Source organism: Stenotrophomonas sp. 82F1 (genome assembly GCF_056861525.1).
The window spans coordinates 19,067-38,198 of sequence record NZ_JBSPUD010000017.1; the positions used below are offsets into that span (position 1 = coordinate 19,067).

The 19,132-nt window shown below is 66.6% G+C and carries 20 protein-coding genes; 10 read left to right on the forward strand and 10 right to left on the reverse strand.

Features of this window, described 5'->3' with window-relative positions; all coding sequences use genetic code 11:
- Positions 1 to 29: 29 nt before the first annotated feature.
- A complete protein-coding gene (locus AC13GI_RS15560) occupies positions 30 to 1,400 on the reverse strand; it encodes an amino acid permease (protein WP_482996789.1) in 1,371 nt (456 codons plus the stop codon).
- A gap of 81 nt (positions 1,401 to 1,481) precedes the next feature.
- A complete protein-coding gene (locus tag AC13GI_RS15565; protein ID WP_099818914.1) occupies positions 1,482 to 2,204 on the reverse strand; it encodes an AraC family transcriptional regulator in 723 nt (240 codons plus the stop codon).
- Between the two features lie 118 nt (positions 2,205 to 2,322).
- On the opposite strand from AC13GI_RS15565, the gene AC13GI_RS15570 reads away from it, so the two are divergent.
- Positions 2,323 to 4,419, forward strand: coding sequence for a catalase (locus AC13GI_RS15570; RefSeq protein ID WP_482996751.1), 2,097 nt, complete (start codon positions 2,323 to 2,325; stop codon positions 4,417 to 4,419).
- Positions 4,420 to 4,440: 21 nt separating this feature from the next.
- On the forward strand, positions 4,441 to 4,650 hold the full coding sequence (locus tag AC13GI_RS15575; RefSeq protein ID WP_346559783.1) for a hypothetical protein: 210 nt from the start codon (positions 4,441 to 4,443) through the stop codon (positions 4,648 to 4,650).
- Here the strand turns inward: AC13GI_RS15575 and AC13GI_RS15580 are convergent.
- Complete coding sequence (locus AC13GI_RS15580; protein ID WP_482996752.1) at positions 4,647 to 5,393, reverse strand: alpha/beta fold hydrolase; 747 nt, start codon at positions 5,391 to 5,393, stop codon at positions 4,647 to 4,649. The genes AC13GI_RS15575 and AC13GI_RS15580 overlap by 4 nt on opposite strands.
- A 139-nt stretch (positions 5,394 to 5,532) precedes the next feature.
- Here AC13GI_RS15580 and AC13GI_RS15585 point away from each other — a divergent pair, with 139 nt between their 5' ends.
- Positions 5,533 to 6,072 carry a hypothetical protein gene (locus AC13GI_RS15585; protein ID WP_482996753.1) on the forward strand — a complete coding sequence of 180 codons (540 nt, stop codon included), beginning with the start codon at positions 5,533 to 5,535 and terminating at the stop codon, positions 6,070 to 6,072.
- 14 nt (positions 6,073 to 6,086) lie between these two features.
- Positions 6,087 to 6,377, forward strand: a complete 291-nt coding sequence (locus AC13GI_RS15590; protein ID WP_482996754.1) for a hypothetical protein — start codon at positions 6,087 to 6,089, stop codon at positions 6,375 to 6,377.
- Positions 6,378 to 6,461: 84 nt separating this feature from the next.
- On the opposite strand, the gene AC13GI_RS15595 is transcribed toward AC13GI_RS15590, so the two are convergent.
- Positions 6,462 to 8,588 (reverse strand): methyl-accepting chemotaxis protein, encoded by a 2,127-nt coding sequence (locus tag AC13GI_RS15595; RefSeq protein WP_482996755.1) that lies wholly within the window; start codon positions 8,586 to 8,588, stop codon positions 6,462 to 6,464.
- A 234-nt stretch (positions 8,589 to 8,822) separates the two neighbouring features.
- Here AC13GI_RS15595 and AC13GI_RS15600 point away from each other — a divergent pair, with 234 nt between their 5' ends.
- A complete protein-coding gene (locus tag AC13GI_RS15600) occupies positions 8,823 to 9,788 on the forward strand; it encodes a L,D-transpeptidase family protein (RefSeq protein WP_482996756.1) in 966 nt (321 codons plus the stop codon).
- Positions 9,789 to 9,792: 4 nt separating this feature from the next.
- Entirely contained in the window at positions 9,793 to 10,437 is a 645-nt protein-coding gene (locus AC13GI_RS15605) for a M23 family metallopeptidase (RefSeq protein ID WP_482996757.1), read from the forward strand.
- A 30-nt stretch (positions 10,438 to 10,467) separates the two neighbouring features.
- Here AC13GI_RS15605 and AC13GI_RS15610 read toward each other — a convergent pair whose 3' ends face one another.
- From AC13GI_RS15610 to hflK, 5 genes are all read right to left on the reverse strand, one after another.
- Entirely contained in the window at positions 10,468 to 11,106 is a 639-nt protein-coding gene (locus AC13GI_RS15610; RefSeq protein WP_482996790.1) for a hypothetical protein, read from the reverse strand.
- 106 nt (positions 11,107 to 11,212) lie between these two features.
- A complete protein-coding gene (locus AC13GI_RS15615) occupies positions 11,213 to 12,505 on the reverse strand; it encodes an adenylosuccinate synthase (protein WP_025877044.1) in 1,293 nt (430 codons plus the stop codon).
- Positions 12,506 to 12,819: 314 nt separating this feature from the next.
- Positions 12,820 to 13,005 (reverse strand): DUF2065 domain-containing protein, encoded by a 186-nt coding sequence (locus AC13GI_RS15620; RefSeq protein WP_089236459.1) that lies wholly within the window; start codon positions 13,003 to 13,005, stop codon positions 12,820 to 12,822.
- A gap of 67 nt (positions 13,006 to 13,072) precedes the next feature.
- Positions 13,073 to 13,936 (reverse strand): protease modulator HflC, encoded by an 864-nt coding sequence (hflC, locus tag AC13GI_RS15625; RefSeq protein ID WP_265953140.1) that lies wholly within the window; start codon positions 13,934 to 13,936, stop codon positions 13,073 to 13,075.
- The gene (gene hflK / locus AC13GI_RS15630) at positions 13,933 to 15,069 is read right to left on the reverse strand and encodes an FtsH protease activity modulator HflK (RefSeq protein ID WP_312704426.1); all 1,137 of its coding nucleotides are present in this window, start codon (positions 15,067 to 15,069) and stop codon (positions 13,933 to 13,935) included. Before hflK ends, hflC begins: the two co-directional genes overlap by 4 nt.
- A gap of 152 nt (positions 15,070 to 15,221) precedes the next feature.
- Here hflK and AC13GI_RS15635 point away from each other — a divergent pair, with 152 nt between their 5' ends.
- Both AC13GI_RS15635 and pilH read left to right on the forward strand, forming a co-directional pair.
- A complete protein-coding gene (locus AC13GI_RS15635; protein WP_482996758.1) occupies positions 15,222 to 16,217 on the forward strand; it encodes a YhdH/YhfP family quinone oxidoreductase in 996 nt (331 codons plus the stop codon).
- A gap of 88 nt (positions 16,218 to 16,305) precedes the next feature.
- On the forward strand, positions 16,306 to 16,677 hold the full coding sequence (pilH, locus tag AC13GI_RS15640) for a twitching motility response regulator PilH (RefSeq protein WP_005410644.1): 372 nt from the start codon (positions 16,306 to 16,308) through the stop codon (positions 16,675 to 16,677).
- A gap of 107 nt (positions 16,678 to 16,784) precedes the next feature.
- Here the strand turns inward: pilH and AC13GI_RS15645 are convergent, their stop codons facing one another.
- Positions 16,785 to 17,681 carry a DnaJ C-terminal domain-containing protein gene (locus tag AC13GI_RS15645; RefSeq protein WP_099818902.1) on the reverse strand — a complete coding sequence of 299 codons (897 nt, stop codon included), beginning with the start codon at positions 17,679 to 17,681 and terminating at the stop codon, positions 16,785 to 16,787.
- A 257-nt stretch (positions 17,682 to 17,938) separates the two neighbouring features.
- Between AC13GI_RS15645 and AC13GI_RS15650 the strand changes: the two genes are divergently transcribed.
- Both AC13GI_RS15650 and AC13GI_RS15655 read left to right on the forward strand, forming a co-directional pair.
- The gene (locus AC13GI_RS15650) at positions 17,939 to 18,421 is read left to right on the forward strand and encodes a redoxin family protein (protein ID WP_482996759.1); all 483 of its coding nucleotides are present in this window, start codon (positions 17,939 to 17,941) and stop codon (positions 18,419 to 18,421) included.
- A gap of 30 nt (positions 18,422 to 18,451) precedes the next feature.
- Positions 18,452 to 19,033: a ferritin-like domain-containing protein gene (locus tag AC13GI_RS15655; RefSeq protein WP_099818900.1), complete on the forward strand. Its 582-nt coding sequence runs from the start codon at positions 18,452 to 18,454 to the stop codon at positions 19,031 to 19,033.
- The last annotated feature ends 99 nt before the right edge of the window (positions 19,034 to 19,132 follow it).

The window sequence follows — 19,132 nt, forward strand, 5'->3', positions numbered from 1 at the left end:
CAGCCGACCATAGGGTCGGCTCTACAGGATCAGGCCTCGCGCATGCGCCGGGCGATGGCGCTGCTGGCCGCGATGGTCGCCGTCAGCGCGACCATCGACAGGAACTGCAGGCGCGTATGCGCTTCACTCAGCAGCAGGCCGAAGATCAACGCCAGGATCGCCAGCGCGCAGACGGTCAGCCACGGGAAGCCGGCCATGCGGAACGGCAGGCGCGTGCCCAGGCGGTCGGCGCGACGGCGCAGCACCAGCTGCGAGATCAGCGACAGCGTCCACACCAGCAGGCAGGTGGAACCGACGATGTTCAGCAGCACCGGCAACACCTTGTCCGGGAACAGCAGTTCCATGATGGTGGCAGCGAAACCGAACAGGACGCTGGCCAGCACCGCGATCACCGGCACCTGGCGCGGGTCGGTCCAGCCCAGCACGGCCGGTGCTTCGCGGCGTTGCGCCAGCGAATACATCATGCGCGAGGCGCCGTAGAGATTGGCGTTGAGCGCCGACAGCAGGGCGATCACCGCGATCAGGGTGATGGCCGTGGCTGCCCCCGGGATATTGGCGACATCGAGAACCGCAGCGAACGGCGACTTCAGCGCTTCGCTGGTCCACGGCACCACGGCGATGATCACGCTCAGCGAACCGATGTAGAACACCAGGATGCGCCAGGCCACGGTGCGGATGGCACGGGCGATGCTGCGCTCGGGGTCTTCGGTCTCCGCCGCCGCGACGGCCACGATCTCGGTGCCGCCGAAGGCGAACACCACCACCAGCAGCGCCGCACCGATACCGGCCAGGCCCTTCGGCGCGAAGCCGCCGTGCTCGGTGAAGTTGCTCAGGCCCGGCGAGGCCACCTGCGGCAGCCAGCCCATCAGCAGCGCCACGCCAACGGCGATGAAGGCCAGGATCGCCGCCACTTTGAGGATGGCGAACCAGAATTCGAACTCACCGAAGTTCTTCACCCCGAGCAGGTTGATCGCGGTGAAGAACAGCATGAACGCCAGTGCCGCCATCGGTACCGGCACCACCGGCCAGACCGTGGCCAGCAATCCGGCCGCGCCCACCGCCTCGGCGGCGATGACGATGACCAGCTGCACCCACCACAGCCAACCCACGGTGGCGCCGGCGGTGGCGCCCATGGCATCGGCCGCATACACCGAGAACGCACCGCTGGTCGGCTTGGCGGCGGCCATTTCGCCCAGTGCGTTCATCACGATGATCACCAGCGCACCGGCCACCAGGTAGGACACCAGCACCGCCGGGCCGGCCGCCTGCACGCCTACGCCGGAGCCGAGGAACAGGCCGGCGCCAATGGCGCTGCCCAGCCCCATCATGATCAGCTGGCGTGGCTTGAGCGAATGGCCGAGGCGGGAGGGCGAAGCGGTCTGATCGGGGGTGGCGGGCATCGGCAGGGCTGGCGGCGGCGACAAGGGCGACACCTTACCGTGTCCAGCCGCCGCGGGGATAGGCACAGCGCAGCAGGCAACTCAGGCCGGTACCGGCTCGCCGACATTGCCACCAATACGGGCCCGATAGGCGCGTGGTGAGAAACCGGTTTCAGCCTTGAACTTGCGGGTGAACGCGCTCTGGTCGCTGAAACCGCAGGCCTGGCCGATGCAGGCGATGCTCTCGTTGCCATGCAGCAGGTGCATGGCCATCTGGATCCGCAGCCGGGTCAGCACCTGCTGCGGGGTCATCTGGAACACCTTGCGGAAGCTGCGCTCCAGCTTGGACAACGAAAAACCGGTGATGTCCAGCAGGGTCTGCATCCGCACGTTCTCGGCGTAGTGCGTATTGAGGTGCGCCAGGGCCAGCCGCAGCTGCTCGTACTGGGTGCCCAGGCTGTCCTTCTGGCCGAGGTCGCGGGAGATGCCGATCAGCCCTTCCACCTGCCCGTCGACCACCAGCGGGCGCTTGCAGGTCAGGCACCAGCCCGGTTCGCGGTTGGCGAACAGGTGCAGCTCCATCAGGTTCTCGATCACCTCGCCGGACAGCACGCGGGCGTCCTGGTCGACATAGTCCGCACTCAGGCCGGTGGGGTAGATCTCGGCTGCGGTGCGGCCGATCACGTCCTTGCGCGCACGCAGGCCCAGCCGTCGCAGCATGGTCTGGTTGACGTAGGTGTAGCGGCCCTGGCGGTCCTTCATGAAGAACAGCACGTCCGGAATGGCGTCGAACAGGGCTTCGATGTCGGCGGGTTCGACTCGCATGCGGCAAGCATACCCGAGCCGCCGATTTGTCTGCGCGTTCACTCCCACGGGACCCTGCATTAACGCCGACGGCGCCAGTGTCTGGGGTCTGCCCCCTACCCGCTCCAGGAGATCCTCCATGGCCGCCAGCAAGCCGACCGGCAAGCGCGCTCCCGCCACCCCCGCCGCCGACCGTGACAGCCGCGGCCAGGGCGATGAACTGCATCAACTGGCGGGAGGAGAACATCCGGTACTGACCAGCAACCAGGGCATCCCGGTTGCCGACAACCAGAATTCCCTGCGCCAGGGGCCGCGTGGCCCGACCCTGCTGGAAGACTTCCTGCTGCGCGAGAAGATCACCCACTTCGACCACGAGCGCATTCCCGAGCGCATCGTCCACGCGCGTGGCTCGGCCGCCCATGGCTTCTTCGAACTGACCAAGTCGCTGGGCAAGGTGACGCGGGCGAAGATCCTCACCGAGGTCGGGGTGAAGACGCCGGTGTTCACCCGCTTCTCCACCGTCGCCGGCGGCGCCGGTTCGGTCGACACCCCGCGCGACGTGCGCGGCTTCGCGGTGAAGTTCTACACGAAGGAAGGCAACTGGGACCTGGTCGGCAACAACATCCCGGTGTTCTTCATCCAGGACGCGATCAAGTTCCCCGACCTGATCCATGCGGTGAAGATGGAACCGGACCGCGCGTTCCCGCAGGCCGCCAGCGCGCACGACACGTTCTGGGATTTCGTCTCGCTGATGCCCGAATCAATGCACATGATCATGTGGGCGATGAGCGACCGCACGATTCCGCGCTCGCTGCGCACCATGGAAGGCTTCGGCATCCATAGCTTCCGCCTGCTGGATGACGAAGGAAACTCCACCTTCGTCAAATTCCACTGGCGGCCGAAGCTGGGGCTGCAGTCCACGATCTGGGACGAGGCGCTGAAACTGCAGGCAGCCGACAACGATTTCCATCGCCGCGACCTGTTCGAGGCGATCCAGCGCGGCGACTTCCCCGAGTGGGAGTTGGCGGTGCAGTTGTTCAGCGAGGAACAGGCTGACGGCTTCCCGTTCGACCACTTGGACCCGACCAAGTTCATCCCCGAGTCGCTGGTGCCGCTGCAGGTGATCGGACGCATGGTGCTGGACCGCTGGCCGGACAACTTCTTCGCCGAGACCGAGCAGGTTGCGTTCTGCCCGGCCAACGTGCCGCCCGGCATCGACTTCAGCAACGATCCGTTGCTGCAGGGACGGCTGTTCTCCTATCTGGATACCCAGCTGATCCGCCTGGGCGGGCCGAACTTCAACCAGATCCCGATCAACGCACCGAAGTGCCCGTTCGCCAACCACCAGCGCGATGGCCACATGCAGATGCAGGTGCCGAAGGGACGCGTCGCCTACGATCCCAGTTCGCTGCAGGAGGACAGCCCGCGCGAAACGCCCGCCGGTTTCCGCAGCCACGCCAGCGCCGATGACGGGCGCAAAGGCCGCACCCGTGCGGAGAGCTTTGCCGACCACTACAGCCAGGCACGGATGTTCTTCCGCAGCCTGGAGAAACCGGAGCAGGCGCACCTGGCCTCCGCGCTGGTGTTCGAGCTGTCGAAGGTGGAAACCGAGAAGGTGCGCGTGCGCACGGTCAGCCATCTGCGCAACATCGACGAGGGGCTGGCCAAGCGCGTGGCCGACGGACTGGCCCTGCGTACCCTGCCGGAACCGGCACCGACGGCAACCCCCGCTCAGGACCTGCCCGTCGCCCCCGAAGTACGCGTGATCGGCCGCAACAAGCCACTGCTGCAGGGGCGCTGCATCGGCATCCTGTTCGATGAAGGTTCCGATGCACGAGTGATCGTCAACCTGCGCAAGGCCGCCGAAAAGGCCGGCGCCAGCGTCAAGCTGGTCGCACCGAAAGTCGGTGGCGCCACGCTCAGCGACGGCAAGGTGCAGGCCGCCGATGGACAGCTGGCCGGTACCCCGTCGGTGGTGTTCGATGCGGTGGCCGTGGTGCTGAGTGCCGATGCTGGCAAGGCGTTGGCCAAGGAAGCGGCGGCCATTGGCTTCGTCAGCGACGCCTGGGCGCATCTGAAGGCCATCGCCAGTGACGAAGGCGCACAGGCGCTGCTGAAAGCGGCACGCGTAGGCAGTGATGCTGGCACCGTCGAGGCCGAAGACAGCAAGGCCTTCCTCACCGCTGCCGCCACCCGCCAATGGGCGCGTGAGCCGAAGCTGCGCCTGCTGGCCTGATCATCCGACAGGAGAACGCTCATGCCCCGAGGTGACAAATCCGCCTATACCGACAAGCAGAAGCGCCAGGCCGAGCATATCGAAGCGAGTGAGCGCGAACGCGGTGCCAGCGAAGGCACCGCCGAGCGCATCGCCTGGGCCACCGTGAACAAGCAGGATGGTGGCGGCAAGCGCAGCGGCAGCGCGCGCACGAGTACGAAGAAGGCAGCGCCGGCCCGCGCCAGCAGTTAACCCGCAGTCGGCAGCGCCCTCACCCAACCGGCCACCACCGCGGCGGCCGGGTCAGCGCAGGCCTGCAGCAGCAGATGCGGCCCTTCCAGGGCAATGTGCCGCGCATCCGGCAAAAGAACCTGCAGCTCGGCCACGCTCGGCGGCCACAGCAACCGGTCCTGACGCGCCTGCAGGCACAGCGTCGGCACCGTGATCTGCGGCAGCAAGCCGCGTACGTCCACCCGCAGGGTCGCTGCGGCGCGCTGCCGCAACGTGGCCGCCGGCAGCTGAGCCAGCACATCGTGCAGCATCGACAGGTGCTGGCGGTTGCGCCATCGCCCCAGCAACAGGCGTGACAGCAATGCCACAGGAGGCATCGGCCAGGCCGGCGACAGCAGTGCCGCGCCGGCTGCCGGCATTGGCACGGGCCGACGCGCGAAAGTCGCGGCCAGCACCAGTCCGCGCAGGCCGGCGGGCTGTCGTGCGGCGAGTTGAATCGCCAAGGGGCCTAAGAAAGACTCGGCAAGCAGTACGAATGGTTGGTGTGGCAGCTGCGGCCACAGCCATTCGGCAAGCGTGGCGTAACCCTGCCCTCCTTGCGCAGGCAGCGCGATCGCCTGCGTCGTCAGCCCATGAGCCTGCAGTGCGGACAGGAATGAGGTCGACATCCTGCCGGTGCCATCCAGGCCAGGCAGCATCACTACGTGCAGCGGCGTGGTCGACGCGGCATCACCGCCCTGCTTTTCCTCGCGTCCAATTCCCATGCCATCTCCTTTGCTGGCAAGCATCACCCGGATCGGCGGGCGAAGAAACCTCTTCTTTGGCGCTCCCCTGCTGTGCCGGTCAAGGTTGCGCGATACTGGCGGCTTCGCCGCAGGATGCGGCTACCCGGGAGAGCTGTTGATGCGATGGACCTACGCACTGGCCATGATGGCCCTGATGCTGCCACTGACCACCTTTGCCGGCGATGGCTGGATAAATGGCGACGGCAAGGCGGTGCCGCAGACCGATGCCATGAAGTCCAGGGATGGATTTGCGGCATCACTGCTGGTCACCTCCGACGCCGATTGGCGGGCCAAGTGGGAAACTCCAGCGGACACCACGCCGAACTTCACCGAGGCCAGCGACGTGCAGCTGGGCGGAGAGTTGTTCGTACTGACGTTCCTGTCCAACCCGCAACTGGGCGAGGATGGCGCAGCCAAGGTCCACTGCGACGTGCGCATGCTGCGCCCGGACGGCAGCGCCAGCGCGGATGAGCGCGATGTTCCCTGCTTCACCGCCCGTCTGCCGGGTCCCCCCACCTTGTTGTACATGACCAACGTGCAGCTGAAATTCGTCGCCGAGGCAGGTGATCCGAAGGGCACGTGGACCGCACAGGTGGTGGTCAGGGATCTGTTGCGGGGTGTGAGCCTGCCGCTGCAGGCGCGCTTCGAGGTCCGTTGAAAGGAGGCCTGCGGATGAAGAAGCGACGACTCCTTAGCTGGACCGGCCTGGCGCTGTGCGTGGCCTACCTGCTGTTTACCGCGTGGCTGGTTCATGGCGCACAGTCGGATGCGGACCCGAAAGGTACCTACATCCTGATGGCGCTGCCCATCACTCTGCAGTCTGCCGCGCTTGATGCCATCGGCGCAGGCGGCCTGCTGTACGGCAAGCCTTGGTCGACCGCGTATGCGGTGCTGGTTCCGCCAACGCTGCTGTTGCTGTACGCGGCTGGTTGGTTGATCGAACGCTCTGCGCGCGGGCGTTAGCTGTGCCCACTCGTTGCGTGCATTGACACCCTGCATGCGGGCCATCGCATGCAGGGCGTCATCCAACATCGCGCTGCCGTTGGCTTACGCCGCGCGTGCAGGCACGATGGGCATGCGCGCCCCTTGCTCCAGCTGGAACACCGACACCGACGTCGTCAGTGCATGTGCCTGCTCTTCCAGCGCGCGGCTGGCAGCGGTGGCTTCTTCCACCAGGGCCGCGTTCTGCTGGGTCACCTGGTCCATCTGCACCACCACCTGGTTGACCTGCTCGATGCCAGCCGCCTGTTCCTTGCTGGCGGCGGCGATGTCGCTCATCAGCAGGGTGGTACGCGAACTGGCCTGCGCCACGCGCGCAATGGCAGCTTCGGACTGCACGGTCACCGCCAGGCCGCTCTGCACCTTGGCGGCGGCGTCCTCGATCAGTTCCTTGATCTCCTTGGCGGCGACGCCGGCACGCTGGGCCAGCGTACGCACTTCGCTGGCAACCACCGCGAAGCCGCGGCCCTGTTCACCGGCACGCGCTGCTTCCACCGCGGCATTCAACGCCAGGATATTGGTCTGGAAGGCGATGCCATCGATCACCGTGGAGATCTCCGAGATGCGCGCGGAAGACTGATCGATCTCGCCCATCACCGTGGCCATCTGCGCCATGGCCTGCTCGGTCTCGCGCACGGCAACACCGGCTGCGTGTGCTTCGCTGTCGGCCTGGCGCGCAAGCTCGGCGTTCTGGCGCACGGTCGAGGTCAGCTCTTCCATCGAGGCGGCAGCCTCTTCCAGATTCGCGGCCTGCTGTTCGGTACGGCGCGACAGATCGTTGTTGCCGGCCGCCAGCTCCTGCGCCGCGTTGTTGATGCTGTCGGCGGCCACCTGGATGCCACGCACGATACCGGTCAGCTGTGCGGTGGTGGTATTGGCATCATCACGCATGCGCGCGAACACACCTTCGTACTCGCCGTCCATGCGCGCGGTGAGGTTGCCATGCGAGATGGCGCGCAGCACGTCGGAAACATCGGCGATGCTGGCCTGCGAGCTGGCCATCATGCCGTTGAGGTGGTTCACCATCGCCTGGAACTGGTACTGGAATGCTGCAGCGTCGCCACGCATGCTGAAGTCGCCAGCGCGCGCGGCACGGGCCAGTTCATCGATCTGCGCGTTGATCGCCATCAGGCTCTGCTTGACCGCCGCCAGGGTGCGGGTCAGCGTGCCCTTCTCGCCCGGGTACTCGGGCAGATCGCGGCTGAGATCACCGATGGCATAGCGCTGCATCACCTCGGCCATCAGCAGCTGCACCTGCACGTGCGATTCGACAAGGTGATTGGTGGCCTGCACCATGCGGCCGAAATCGCCAGGGAAGGCGCTGGCATCCATCCGGTAACGGATCGCACCGGCTTCATGCTGCTCGGCCATCTGCAGCTGGGCGCCGATCGCCGCCTGCACACTCTGGCGCACGCTGGCCATGGCCTCGCCGAGCTGGGTCAGCTCGTCACGACCGCCAAGGCGGAATTCCTGGTCCAGTTCGCCCTTGGACAGGCGCTCGGCCAACTGCACCGCACGTGCCAGCGGGCCGGTCATGCTGCGGCCGATCAACACCGACGCGGCGATGCCGACCAGCAGGGCCACGCCGCCCAGCGCCAGCAGCTGCAGCAGACTGCGCTCGCCCAGGCGGATCGCCTCGGCAGCGGCCTCGCGGCTTTCCTTTTCCTCATAGGCCACGCCATCGGCCAACGCCTTGTTCCAGCCATTGGCCGCTTCCTGCACCGGGCCCAGGGTCAGCGCCACGGCACCGGGGAAATCGCCCTGCTCCATCAGCTCACTGGTCTGCTTGTTGAGCGGACGGGCGAGCGCGCGCTTGGCGGCGATGGTCTCGCCGATCACCTTGCCCTCGGCATCGCCGGGCAGGGCCTGGTAGGCGGTCCAGCTGGCCTCGTAACGCTTGACCAGCTCGGCGATGCGCTGCTCGTCGTTGGCACGGTCTTCGCCCTGGCGGATCAGCATCTCGCGGCGCACGACCATCATCTGGTTGTTGGCATCGAGCATCTCCGACAGCAGCCGTACCTTGGCTACGCCAACCTCGACCACCTGCTCCATCGCACGCTTCTGCACGGTGGTGGCGGTAGCGCCGGTGGCCACCACGGCGGCAACCAGCAGCAACAACAGGCCAAAGCCAAGCCCAAGACGCCAGGCAACCCTGACGTTCCTCAAGTAGTTCATGGGGTGAATCCAAAACGGGGGGGATGCGCCCATATCGGCCTGTCGACCGGGAATCTTGATCGCCCCACGCTCGCCTGCGTCGGAAGCCGTTCACCTTGGTGAGGTGCCGCCCTCCCCTTCTGCGGTGGGTCTTTGGCGTAGCGATGCGACCCAGCTGCTCATGCCGGCATCAGTTCCTTTTCACGGCAGCTACGCAGCGTTTGCAGGCAGGGTGAAGGCGTTATCTGCCTGGAGATGCCCATGCCCGTATGCCGCCCCGCCCTGCTTGCGCTTTCGCTGCTGATGTCGCCCGCCTTTGCGCAGACGCCCCCGCCCGCCGGCCTGCCAGCGCCCATCGCCGAAAAGGCCGGCCCTGACACCGCGGCGCACTCGCCCCTGCATGCGCAGGTCCTGCTCGACCGTGCGAATTTCTCTCCGGGCGAGATCGATGGCGAGGTGGGCAGCAACCAGCGGCGTGCGGTGTCCGGCTTCCAGGCTGCGCACGGGCTGACCGTCAGCGGTGAACTGGACGACGCTACCTGGAAAGCCCTGCAGGCCGATACGGTCACTCCGCTGGCCAGCTATACGCTGACCGCCGAAGACGTGGCCGGTCCCTTTGTCGCCATCCCCAAGAAGCCGGCCGAACAGGCCAAGCTGAAATCACTGGGCTTCAGCAGTATCGAAGAATCACTGGGCGAGCGTTTCCATGCCGCCCCGGCGCTGCTGAAGGCACTCAACCCCGGCGTGGATCTGAGCAAAGCCGGCACTCGCATCCAGGTGCCCAACATTGCGCCTGCCGCTTTGCCCAAAGCGGCCAAGCTGGTGGTCGACAAATCCGACTCCACCCTGCAACTGCTGGACGCGCAGGGCAAGGTGATCGCGCAGGTGCCGGTGTCGTCGGGCAGCGAGCACGACCCGCTGCCGATCGGTGAGTGGAAGATCCTCGGCGTGTACCCGGATCCGCCATTCCACTACAACCCGAAACTGTTCTGGGACGCAAAGAAGGGCGATCGCAAGGCGACGATTCCGCCGGGCCCGAACAATCCCGTCGGCCGGGTCTGGATTGACCTGTCCAAGCCGCATTACGGCCTGCACGGCACGCCGGTGCCCGGTCATGTCGGCAAGACCGAATCACACGGCTGCGTGCGCATGACCAATTGGGATGCACTGCGCGTGGCCGCGGCGGTGGATACCTCGGTTGTCGTGATGATGCAGGAGTAAGCCGATGCGACTTGCGCAACTGATCGTGCTGGGACTGGTGATGGGCGTGGCCGCCGGATGGTGGCTGCAGCGCGATGGCGAGCCGTCCGATGGCGCGGCTGTCCACCCTCCTGCAGCGATTGCGGCGGACCACGCACCTGCCGTACCCGCGGAGCAGGCAGCGACGGCGATCGCTGCGCCCGCCCCAGCAGCAACCGGCGACACACCCTCCGGTCTGCTGCTGCCGGTACAGGGCATTGCGCCGTCGCAACTGCAGGACACCTTCACCGACGCCCGCAGCGAAGGCCGTGTGCACGATGCGATCGACATCATGGCCGCTGCCGGCACGCCGGTGCTGGCCGTGGCCGATGGCCATATCGAGAAACTGTTCGACAGCAAACGCGGGGGCCTGACGGTCTACCAGTTCGAACCCAGCGGCCGCTGGTGCTACTACTACGCACACCTGCAGCGCTACGCCGACGGCCTGGCCGAGAAGCAGACCATCAAGCGCGGTGATGTGATCGGCTACGTCGGCAGCACCGGCAATGCCAACCCCGAAGCTCCCCATCTGCATTTCGAAGTGCACACGCTGGGGCCGGAGAAGCAGTGGTGGAAGGGTGAGTCGCTCAACCCCTATCCGCTGCTGAAAAAAGGTGACGGAGGGGAATAGGCCGCAACCCGCACGTTCTTTTCGGGGCGCCTATACAGCGCGCGGACGCTGCCTGCGCAGCGCGATGGTGAAGATCACCAGTGCGATGCCGGGAATCAGCAGCAACAGCGCCACCAGTTTCCAGAAGAAGAACGGCCACAGCCAGATGTAGTCCAGGTCGGTCAGTTTCAGAAGATCCAGCGGCGGCTGCACTTCGATCGTTGCCGGCCTGCCGAGCAGCGCCGGCTCCACCTCCAGCACGGTCACCCGCAGCCAGGAGCGGCCACGGGGCAGTGCGTCACCGCGGCCATAGCCGAAGTACGCGGCGGTGAAACCTGCCGTTTCAACGGTTTCCACCCTGCGCACGACCTCCGTCGCGGGCGGGCCTGATCGCACGCTTGCGCGGAAGTCCGCGTGCTCGTTGGGCGTTTCGATGCGCATCAACACGTCGGGGTCGAGGGCCGGGTCGGCAGCGTTGGGCGGGTAGCGCAGCCGCAATCGCAGGCGATCATCGATGAAGCGGTAGACCACGATCTCCGCGCTCGCACCGGGGCTCAGCACCAGCGGCAGGGTCTGCGTTCGTGACGCCAGGTGGTTGGCCACAGCGCCCACTGCCAGCACCACGCAGGCGGCTGCCCACAGGCCCCAGAACACCCACAGGGTGATCCGCAGCACCCTGGTCCCTCTCACGCTGACATCGCCGGTCATCGGTCCGCTTCCCTGCTGGCACGGCGTACACACTAACGAAAAAGCCCCGCTTTCGCGGGGCTTTTCCTTCACGTCAGCGTGCGGTCGCTCAGGCGAACGGATCCTGCAGGACCATGGTGTGGTCGCGATCCGGGCCGGTGGAGACGATGCTGATCGGGCAACCGGCCAGCTCTTCCAGCGAACGCAGGTAGGCGCGTGCGGCCGGCGGCAGGTCGTCCCAGTTGGTGATGCCGTGGGTGTTCTCGGTCCAGCCCGGGAACTCCAGGTACACGGGGGTGCACTCTTCCCAGCCCTGCGCGTCCAGCGGTGCGTACTCGGTGCGCTTGCCGTTGTATTCGTAGGCGATGCAGACCTTCAGCTTTTCCATGCCGTCCAGCACGTCCAGCTTGGTGATGCACAGGCCGCTGATGCCGTTGATGGCCACGGCGCGCTTCAGCGCGACGATGTCCATCCAGCCGCAGCGACGCGGACGGCCGGTCGAGGCGCCGTACTCGGCGCCGCGGTCGCGGATGCCCTGGCCGATTTCATCGTCCAGCTCGGTCGGGAACGGACCCCCGCCAACGCGGGTCGCGTAGGCCTTGGCGATGCCCAGCACGTAGTCGATCGCATCGGCGCCGACGCCGGCACCGGCCAGCGCACCACCAACGGTGGTGTTGGAGCTGGTGACGTACGGGTAGGTGCCGTGATCGATGTCCAGCAGCGCGCCCTGCGCACCTTCGAACAGCACGCGCTTACCCTGCTTGCGCAGGTCATGCAGGATGCCGGCAACGTCGGACTTCATCGGCTGCACGTATTCGCCGAAGGCCAGCGCCTCGTCGAAGGTCTTCTGGAAATCGACCGCATCGGTGTTCAGGTACTTGGTCAGCACGAAGTTGTGGTAATCCAGCGCGGTGCGCAGGAGTTCTTCCAGCTGCTTGGGGTAATGCAGGTCGGCGATGCGGATGCCGCGACGCGCCACCTTGTCTTCGTAGGCCGGGCCGATGCCACGACCGGTGGTGCCGATCGCCTTGCCGCCGGCAGCGCGTTCGCGCGCCTGGTCCAGGGCGATGTGGTACGGCATGATCAGCGGCGCGGCCGGGGAGATCTTCAGGCGCGAACGCACTTCCACGCCGGAGGTTTCCAGCTCGGCGATTTCCTTCTGCAGCGCAGCCGGCGAAATCACCACGCCGTTGCCGATCAGGCACAGCGCATCGTCACGCAGGATGCCCGACGGGATCAGGTGCAGGACGGTCTTCTTGCCGTTGATGACCAGGGTGTGGCCGGCATTGTGGCCGCCCTGGAAGCGCACGACCGCGCCGATTTCCTCAGTGAGCAGATCGACGATCTTGCCCTTGCCTTCATCGCCCCACTGGGCACCAAGCACTACGACAGACTGACCCATGACGGGTTCCTCTATTTGTTGCGGCCATCGGGGCCGCGGACGGGTAAACCGCAGCGGGGCTGGCCAGCGCTTGGGTGGCGGCTCCAAACGGGGAGCGGCCGGCGATGGAAGGCCCAGACACGGAAAAAGCCGAACGGGGAGGCCCGTCCGGCTTTTGTGCATTATCCGGGTTTCCGGGGTCCGGTGCCACCTTTCCGACGGGCGGCTTCACCGGCCGGTCAGGCGCTGCCTGCTGTAGAGCCGAGCCCATGCTCGGCTGCCGTCCTGCCGCTGCGCGGCGCCGCCCGAGCATCGGCTCAGGCGCTACGGGCCAGTTAGTGCCGCACCCACCACAGCAGGCTCAGCCCGGCCAGCAGGACCAGGCCACCGAAGCTGCGCAGGGCCGGGCTGGGCAGGTCCAGCAGGCGTTCGGCCATGCGCTTCCAGGCCACGGGGGCCGCAAACAGCAACAGGCCTTCCAGCACCGCGACCAGGCAGACGGCGGCGAACAGATCTTTCATGGGGGAACTCCGGAAAAGCACGGGGCCCGGCGTTTGGCCGGGCCCCGTGAGGTACTGCCGTGCGGTCTCAGCGATCGTTCTTGAGGTACTGCAGGAACGGGTCGTTCTTGTCCAGCACGATCACGCCGTTGCCGTCGGTCATCGAGCCGCGATAGGCCTCGAGGCTGCGGTAGAACGCGTAGAACGACGGGTCGGCCGAACCGGCCTTGCCATAGATGCGCGCAGCCTCGGCATCGCCTTCACCGCGCAGGCGCTGGGCATCGCGTTCGGCCTCTGCGATCAGCACGGTGCTGTCACGGTCGGCCTGGGCACGGATGGTCAGCGACTGCTCTTCGCCTTCGGCGCGCAGCTTGGCGGCTTCCTGCTTGCGCTGGGCGCGCATGCGCTCGTACACGTCATTGATCACCTGGCTGTCGGTCGGCAGGTCCACCTGCTTGATGCGCAGGTCGATCATCTGCATGCCCAGGCCGGCAACGGCTTCGTTGATCCCCTTCAGCTGCTCGGCGATCAGCTCGCTGCGGTCGCCGGAGACCAGCTGCTGCAGGGTGCGCGAGTTGATCTGGTTGCGCAGCGAGTCGGTGATGATCGGTGCCAGGCGGGCATTGGCGATGCGCGGATCGCCACCGGTGGCACGGAAGTAATCACCCACGTTGGAGATGTAACCGATGGCGAAGAAGTCGACGCTGACGTCCTTCTGCTCGGCGGTGAAGTAGCGTGCCGGGGCGGTGTCCAGCACCTGGAAGCGGCGGTCGAACACCCGCACCGTTTCCACCACCGGCAGCTTGAAGTGCAGGCCCGGCTTGATGTCCGAACGCACCACCTTACCCAGGTTCAGGACCATGGCGGTCTGGTCCTCGCGGACCACATACACCGAGCCCAGCAGGCCCAGCAGCGCCGCTACGACAACGGCAATCCAGATTGAATTTTTCATCGGCTGCCCTCCTCACGGCCGCTCGAACGCCCGGTCGGGCGGCCCACCGGCCGGCCCGGATCACGGGAAGCTTCCACTGCCGTGGTACCCGGCAGCGACGGCATCACCACCTCCGGGTTCGTCACCCCCGGCGGCGCCGAGGTGGTGGCACGGGTATCGCCGGTCATCGGCACGTAGATCAGCTGGCGGCCATCGCCACCAATGACCTTGCGGTTCTCGCTCAGCACCTGCTGCACCGTTTCCAGCCACAGGCGCTTGCGGGTGACTTCCGGTGCGTCCTTGTACTGGGCCTGCAGCAGGCTGAAGCGCTGGCCATCACCCTCGGCCTTGGACACCACGGCCTGCTTGTAGCCCTCGGCGGTGGTACGGGCACGCGAGGCCTGGCCACGCGCTTCAGGCACGACCTTGGCCGCATAGGCCTGGGCTTCGTTGATCAGGCGCTCCTTGACCTGCTGGGCACCGTTGACCTCGTCGAAGGCCGGCTTGACCTCCTCCGGCGGACGGGCGTCCTGCAGGGTCAGGCCGGTCACGGTCAGACCGGTCTTGAAGGCACGCAGCAATGTCTGCAGGCGCTCTTCAGCGGCCACGGCCAGCGGGCCACGGTTGTTCAGTACGGCGTTGAGGTCGGCGCGGCCGACTTCCTCGCGCACCGCGCTCTGCGCCGACTGCTCCAGCACCTGGTTGGCATCGACAGTGCCGAACAGATACTGCTGCGGGTCATCGATGCGGTACTGCACGTTCAACGAGACGTTGACGATGTTCTCGTCACGGGTCAGCACCGGCACCTGGATCGAGAAGGTCTTGATCTCGGTGGCGTTGACCTTGGTGACCGATTCGATCGGCCAGGGCAACTTGAAGTTCGGGCCTGGGGTCAGGATGCGCGAGAACTGGCCGAAGCGCAGCACGACGCCACGCTGCTGTTCGCCGATCAGCTGGAAGCTGGAGAACAGCACCAGCAGGACCACCGCTGCCACCACCCAACGCAGGATGCCGCCATCGAACAGGTCCTTCAGCGGTCCGGGCAATCCGCCCCAGCCGCCACCATTGCCACCGCCGCGCGACCCGAACGGCCCGCGTCGATTGTCCTCGGGACCTTGTCCGCCCTTGTTGCCGCCGGGTGTATTCCAGGCCATGCACGCTCCATCAAGATGTGGGCTGCGACGCGGGCCCTTCCCGCAACGCCAGCCATGAACCATTACCGATCATACAAGATGGGGCTGACCGGCAGGATTGAAAGGGTCCGGAACGGGTAAGGTGGCGTTTTCCTTGAAGTCAGGCAGCGCCGATGGTCCCCACCACCCCGTTCACCGCCTTCCGCATCGAAAAAGACGACGCCGGCTACCGCAGCGGCCTGGTGCCGCTGAGCCTGGACGACCTCAACCCCGGCCAGGTGCTGATCCGCGCGCACTGGTCCTCGGTCAACTACAAGGATGCCCTGGCCGGCACCGGCAAAGGCCGGATCCTGCGGCGCTTCCCGCTGGTGGGCGGCATTGACGTGGCCGGCACGGTGGTCGCCTCCACCGATCCGGCCTGGCGCGAGGGCGATGCGGTCCTGGCCACCGGCTGCGGCCTCAGCGAAACCCGCGATGGCGGCTACAGCCAGTACGTGCGACTGGAATCGAGCGCGGTCATCGCCCAGCCGGCGGGCCTGAGCCCACGCGAGGCGATGGTGCTGGGCACCGCCGGTTTCACCGCTGCGCTGGCCCTGCTGCGCCTGCAGGACAACCGGCAGACGCCCGAGCTGGGGCCACTGGCGGTCACCGGCGCCAGCGGTGGGGTCGGTGCCCTGGCCGTGGACATCTTCAGCCGCGCCGGCTATGCCGTGCACGCGATCAGCGGCAAACCGGAGCAGACCGACTTCCTGCGCGCCATCGGTGCTGCCGAGGTGTTGCCGCGTGATGCTCTTGCCGACACCGGGCCGCTGCAGTCGGCACGCTTCGGCGGTGGCCTGGACAACGCCGGCGGGCCGATGCTGGCCAGCCTGCTGGCACAGACGGTGCCCTATGGCAGCGTGGTCAGTGCGGGCCTGGCCGCCAGCCCGACGCTGGACATGACCGTGATGCCCTTCATCCTGCGCGGTGTCTCGCTGCTGGGTGTGTCGTCGGCCAATGCCCCGCGCGCGCTGCGCGAAGAAGTGTGGGCACGCCTGGGCGACGCGTGGAAGCCGCAGCACCTGGACCGCATCTGCACCGCTGAAGTCGGCCTGGACGGACTGCCTGCGGTGTTCGATCGCATGCTGGCGGGCGGCTCGCTTGGCCGCACGGTGGTGCGGATCGACTGAACGTCGCAGGCAGGCGACGGACGGCAGCCGTCGCCCTCCCGCCAACGGGATGCCGGCACTACACTTCCGGCATCACATGGGGAACAACATGGCACGCATTCTGATCGTCGACGACTCACCGTCGCAGCTGTTGGGGATACAGCGCATCGTCGAGAAGCTCGGGCACCAGATCCTGACCGCCACCGATGGCGCGGCCGGGGTGGAGACCGCCAAGGCCGAGCTGCCGGACCTGGTGCTGATGGACGTGGTGATGCCCAACCTCAATGGCTTCCAGGCCACCCGCACCCTCGCCCGCGATGAAGCAACCCGGCACATTCCGGTGATCCTGGTGACCACCAAGGACCAGGACACCGACCGCATGTGGGGCATGCGCCAGGGTGCCAAGGCCTACATCACCAAGCCGTTCTCGGAAGACGAACTGTCCGAAGTGCTGGAGCGGGTGTTCGCCGGCCAGGGCTGACACACCGCCCTGGTAGATGCCAACCTTGGTTGGCACGCCTTTGCCGGCCAGCGGCCGGCACTACCGCAAGGCGTGCGGACCAAGGTCCGCACCCACCGAAGCAGATCTCAGATCGTTTCGCCAAACGCCTTGGCCAGATTCCGATAGGCCTTCTTCTGCGCCTCATCCGTCGCCGCCGGGGCGACAATCTCCAGCTCGACGATCTGATCGCCGTCCGGGCTGCCCGGCAGGCCACGCCCCCGCAGGCGCAGCTTGCGACCGGCATCGGAGTCGGCCGGGATCTTCAGCTCCACCGCTCCGCCCAGCGTCGGCACGCTGATGCTGGTGCCCAACGCCGCCTGCCACGGGGTGACCGGCAGCGTGTACAGGATGTTGCGACCGTCGACCTCGAACTGCGGATGCGCGGCGTACTCCACTTCCAGCAGCAGGTTGCCGCCGTGGTTGCCCTGCCCGGCCAGGCGGATCACCTGCCCGGGACGGATGCCCTTGGGCACGCGCACATCCAGCTGCTTGCCGTTGACGGTGATGCGCAGGCTGTCGCCGTTGTAGGCCGCCTCCAGCGGTACCGACAGCTTGGCCCGGGTATCACGGTTGGGTGCATGGCCGTGGCTGCTGAAGCCCGGACCGGGGCCCGCGCCCTGGCCGCCGCGCTGGCGCGCGAACAGGCTCTCGAAGAAGTCGCTGAAGCCCCCGTTGGGGCCACCGCCACCACCACCGAACACTTCCTCGAAATTGAAACCGCCGCCGCCGTAGTTCGGCGGCACGTTGAATTCCTCGCCCGGGCGATAGCCCTGCGCGCGCAGCTGGTCATAGGCCGCGCGCTTCTCGGGATCGCGCAGCGCCTCGTAGGCCTCATTGATGGCCTTGAACTTGTCTTCGGCCCCGGTCTCCTTGCTGACGTCCGGGTGGTACTTGCGTGCCAGCCGGCGATAAGCGGTCTTGATTTCCGCCTCGCCCGCGCTCGGTTCCACCCCCAGGGTGGCGTAATAATCCTTGAATTCCATCCAGCTACCTCGATTCGCTTCGGCGGCGCCGGTGGCGCCACCCCGGGTTCATTCTACGCGCCGGCGATGCTACGCCGCCGGTCGTGCGGCAACGGTGAGGCCGACTGATCCAGCGCAATGCGCCTGCCATCGCCCTGCCCCATGCTGTGGCTGAGAGCCCCCGCAGAGGACGGAAATGGGGTGTATACATGGGTTTTCCAATGTCTTGACGCGTCCGTCCCCTCCTGGCCCCTACCCTCACCCAGCAAGGAGTTCCCATGACCATCCATGTCGGCGACCGCATTCCGGAAGTCACCCTCAAGCGCATCCGCGAAGGCATCGAGACCCTCGATACCCACGCCCTGTTCGACGGGCGCAAGGTGGTGCTGTTCGCCGTGCCCGGCGCATTCACCCCCACCTGTTCGGCCCGCCACCTGCCGGGCTACGTGGAAACGTTCGACGCCTTCCGCAAGCGCGGCATTGACGTGTACTGCATGGCGGTCAACGATCCGTTCGTGATGAAGGCCTGGGCCACCGACCAGCACGTGCCCGAAGGCCTGCTGATGTTGTCCGACGGCAACGCCGAACTGACCCGTGCGCTTGGCCTGGAGCTGGATGCAAGCTCGTCCGGCATGGGCATCCGTTCGCGCCGCTTTGCCCTGTACGTGGTGGACGGCACGGTACGCGCAGCCTGGATCGAGGAACCCGGACAGTTCGAGGTGTCTTCGGCCGAGCATGTGCTGCAGCACCTTCCCACTTGAACCCCTGACTACAAAGGAAACCGGCCAGCCATGTCCAACAAGCCAGCCAAATCCAGCAACGCCTCTCCGTCCGCCAGGATCGATGGCATCAGCGATCGCCAGACGCTGCGCGAGCGGGCGCGGAAGAACATCAAGGATGGTGCGATCACCGACAGCTACAGCGCCGACCGCAAGGTGGTGATCAAGCTGCTGAACGATGCTCTGGCCACCGAATATGTGTGCGTGCTGCGCTACTACCGCCACTATTTCATGGCCAAGGGCATGCTGGCCGATGCGGTGAAGGCCGAGTTCCTGGAGCACGCGCAGCAGGAGCAGGCACATGCCGGCAAACTGGCCGAACGCATCGTCCAGCTCGGCGGCGAGCCGGACCTCAATCCGGACACGCTGACCGCACGCTCGCACGCCGAATACAAGGAAGGCAGCGACCTGCGCGACATGGTCCGCGAGAACCTGGTGGCCGAGCGCATCGCCATCGACAGCTACCGCGAGATGATCAACTTCATCGGCGACAGTGATACCACCACCAAGCGCATCCTGGAGGAGATCCTGGCGCAGGAGGAGGAGCACGCGGACGAGTTCGCCGACCTGCTGGAGGGTTGGATCGGGGAATAGCCGCCCGCCATCCCCTCCTGTAGAGCCGAGCCCATGCTCGGCTGATCGCCGCACGTGCGTCGCGGAAGCAGCCGAGCATGGGCTCGGCGCGACAACAGC

Excerpts from the sequence above, each read along its gene's own strand:
- AC13GI_RS15590 (WP_482996754.1), top strand. The coding sequence starts at position 6,087 with ATGAAGAAGCGACGACTCCTTAGCTGGACCGGCCTGGCGCTGTGCGTG.
- AC13GI_RS15565 (WP_099818914.1), bottom strand. The coding sequence starts at position 2,204 with ATGCGAGTCGAACCCGCCGACATCGAAGCCCTGTTCGACGCCATTCCG.
- AC13GI_RS15605 (WP_482996757.1), top strand. The coding sequence starts at position 9,793 with ATGCGACTTGCGCAACTGATCGTGCTGGGACTGGTGATGGGCGTGGCC.
- AC13GI_RS15580 (WP_482996752.1), bottom strand. The coding sequence starts at position 5,393 with ATGGGAATTGGACGCGAGGAAAAGCAGGGCGGTGATGCCGCGTCGACC.
- pilH (WP_005410644.1), top strand. The coding sequence starts at position 16,306 with ATGGCACGCATTCTGATCGTCGACGACTCACCGTCGCAGCTGTTGGGG.
- AC13GI_RS15635 (WP_482996758.1), top strand. The coding sequence starts at position 15,222 with ATGGTCCCCACCACCCCGTTCACCGCCTTCCGCATCGAAAAAGACGAC.
- AC13GI_RS15560 (WP_482996789.1), bottom strand. The coding sequence starts at position 1,400 with ATGCCCGCCACCCCCGATCAGACCGCTTCGCCCTCCCGCCTCGGCCAT.
- AC13GI_RS15650 (WP_482996759.1), top strand. The coding sequence starts at position 17,939 with ATGACCATCCATGTCGGCGACCGCATTCCGGAAGTCACCCTCAAGCGC.
- AC13GI_RS15595 (WP_482996755.1), bottom strand. The coding sequence starts at position 8,588 with ATGAACTACTTGAGGAACGTCAGGGTTGCCTGGCGTCTTGGGCTTGGC.
- hflC (WP_265953140.1), bottom strand. The coding sequence starts at position 13,936 with ATGAAAAATTCAATCTGGATTGCCGTTGTCGTAGCGGCGCTGCTGGGC.
- AC13GI_RS15575 (WP_346559783.1), top strand. The coding sequence starts at position 4,441 with ATGCCCCGAGGTGACAAATCCGCCTATACCGACAAGCAGAAGCGCCAG.
- AC13GI_RS15585 (WP_482996753.1), top strand. The coding sequence starts at position 5,533 with ATGCGATGGACCTACGCACTGGCCATGATGGCCCTGATGCTGCCACTG.
- AC13GI_RS15600 (WP_482996756.1), top strand. The coding sequence starts at position 8,823 with ATGCCCATGCCCGTATGCCGCCCCGCCCTGCTTGCGCTTTCGCTGCTG.
- hflK (WP_312704426.1), bottom strand. The coding sequence starts at position 15,069 with ATGGCCTGGAATACACCCGGCGGCAACAAGGGCGGACAAGGTCCCGAG.
- AC13GI_RS15615 (WP_025877044.1), bottom strand. The coding sequence starts at position 12,505 with ATGGGTCAGTCTGTCGTAGTGCTTGGTGCCCAGTGGGGCGATGAAGGC.
- AC13GI_RS15620 (WP_089236459.1), bottom strand. The coding sequence starts at position 13,005 with ATGAAAGATCTGTTCGCCGCCGTCTGCCTGGTCGCGGTGCTGGAAGGC.
- AC13GI_RS15570 (WP_482996751.1), top strand. The coding sequence starts at position 2,323 with ATGGCCGCCAGCAAGCCGACCGGCAAGCGCGCTCCCGCCACCCCCGCC.
- AC13GI_RS15655 (WP_099818900.1), top strand. The coding sequence starts at position 18,452 with ATGTCCAACAAGCCAGCCAAATCCAGCAACGCCTCTCCGTCCGCCAGG.
- AC13GI_RS15645 (WP_099818902.1), bottom strand. The coding sequence starts at position 17,681 with ATGGAATTCAAGGATTATTACGCCACCCTGGGGGTGGAACCGAGCGCG.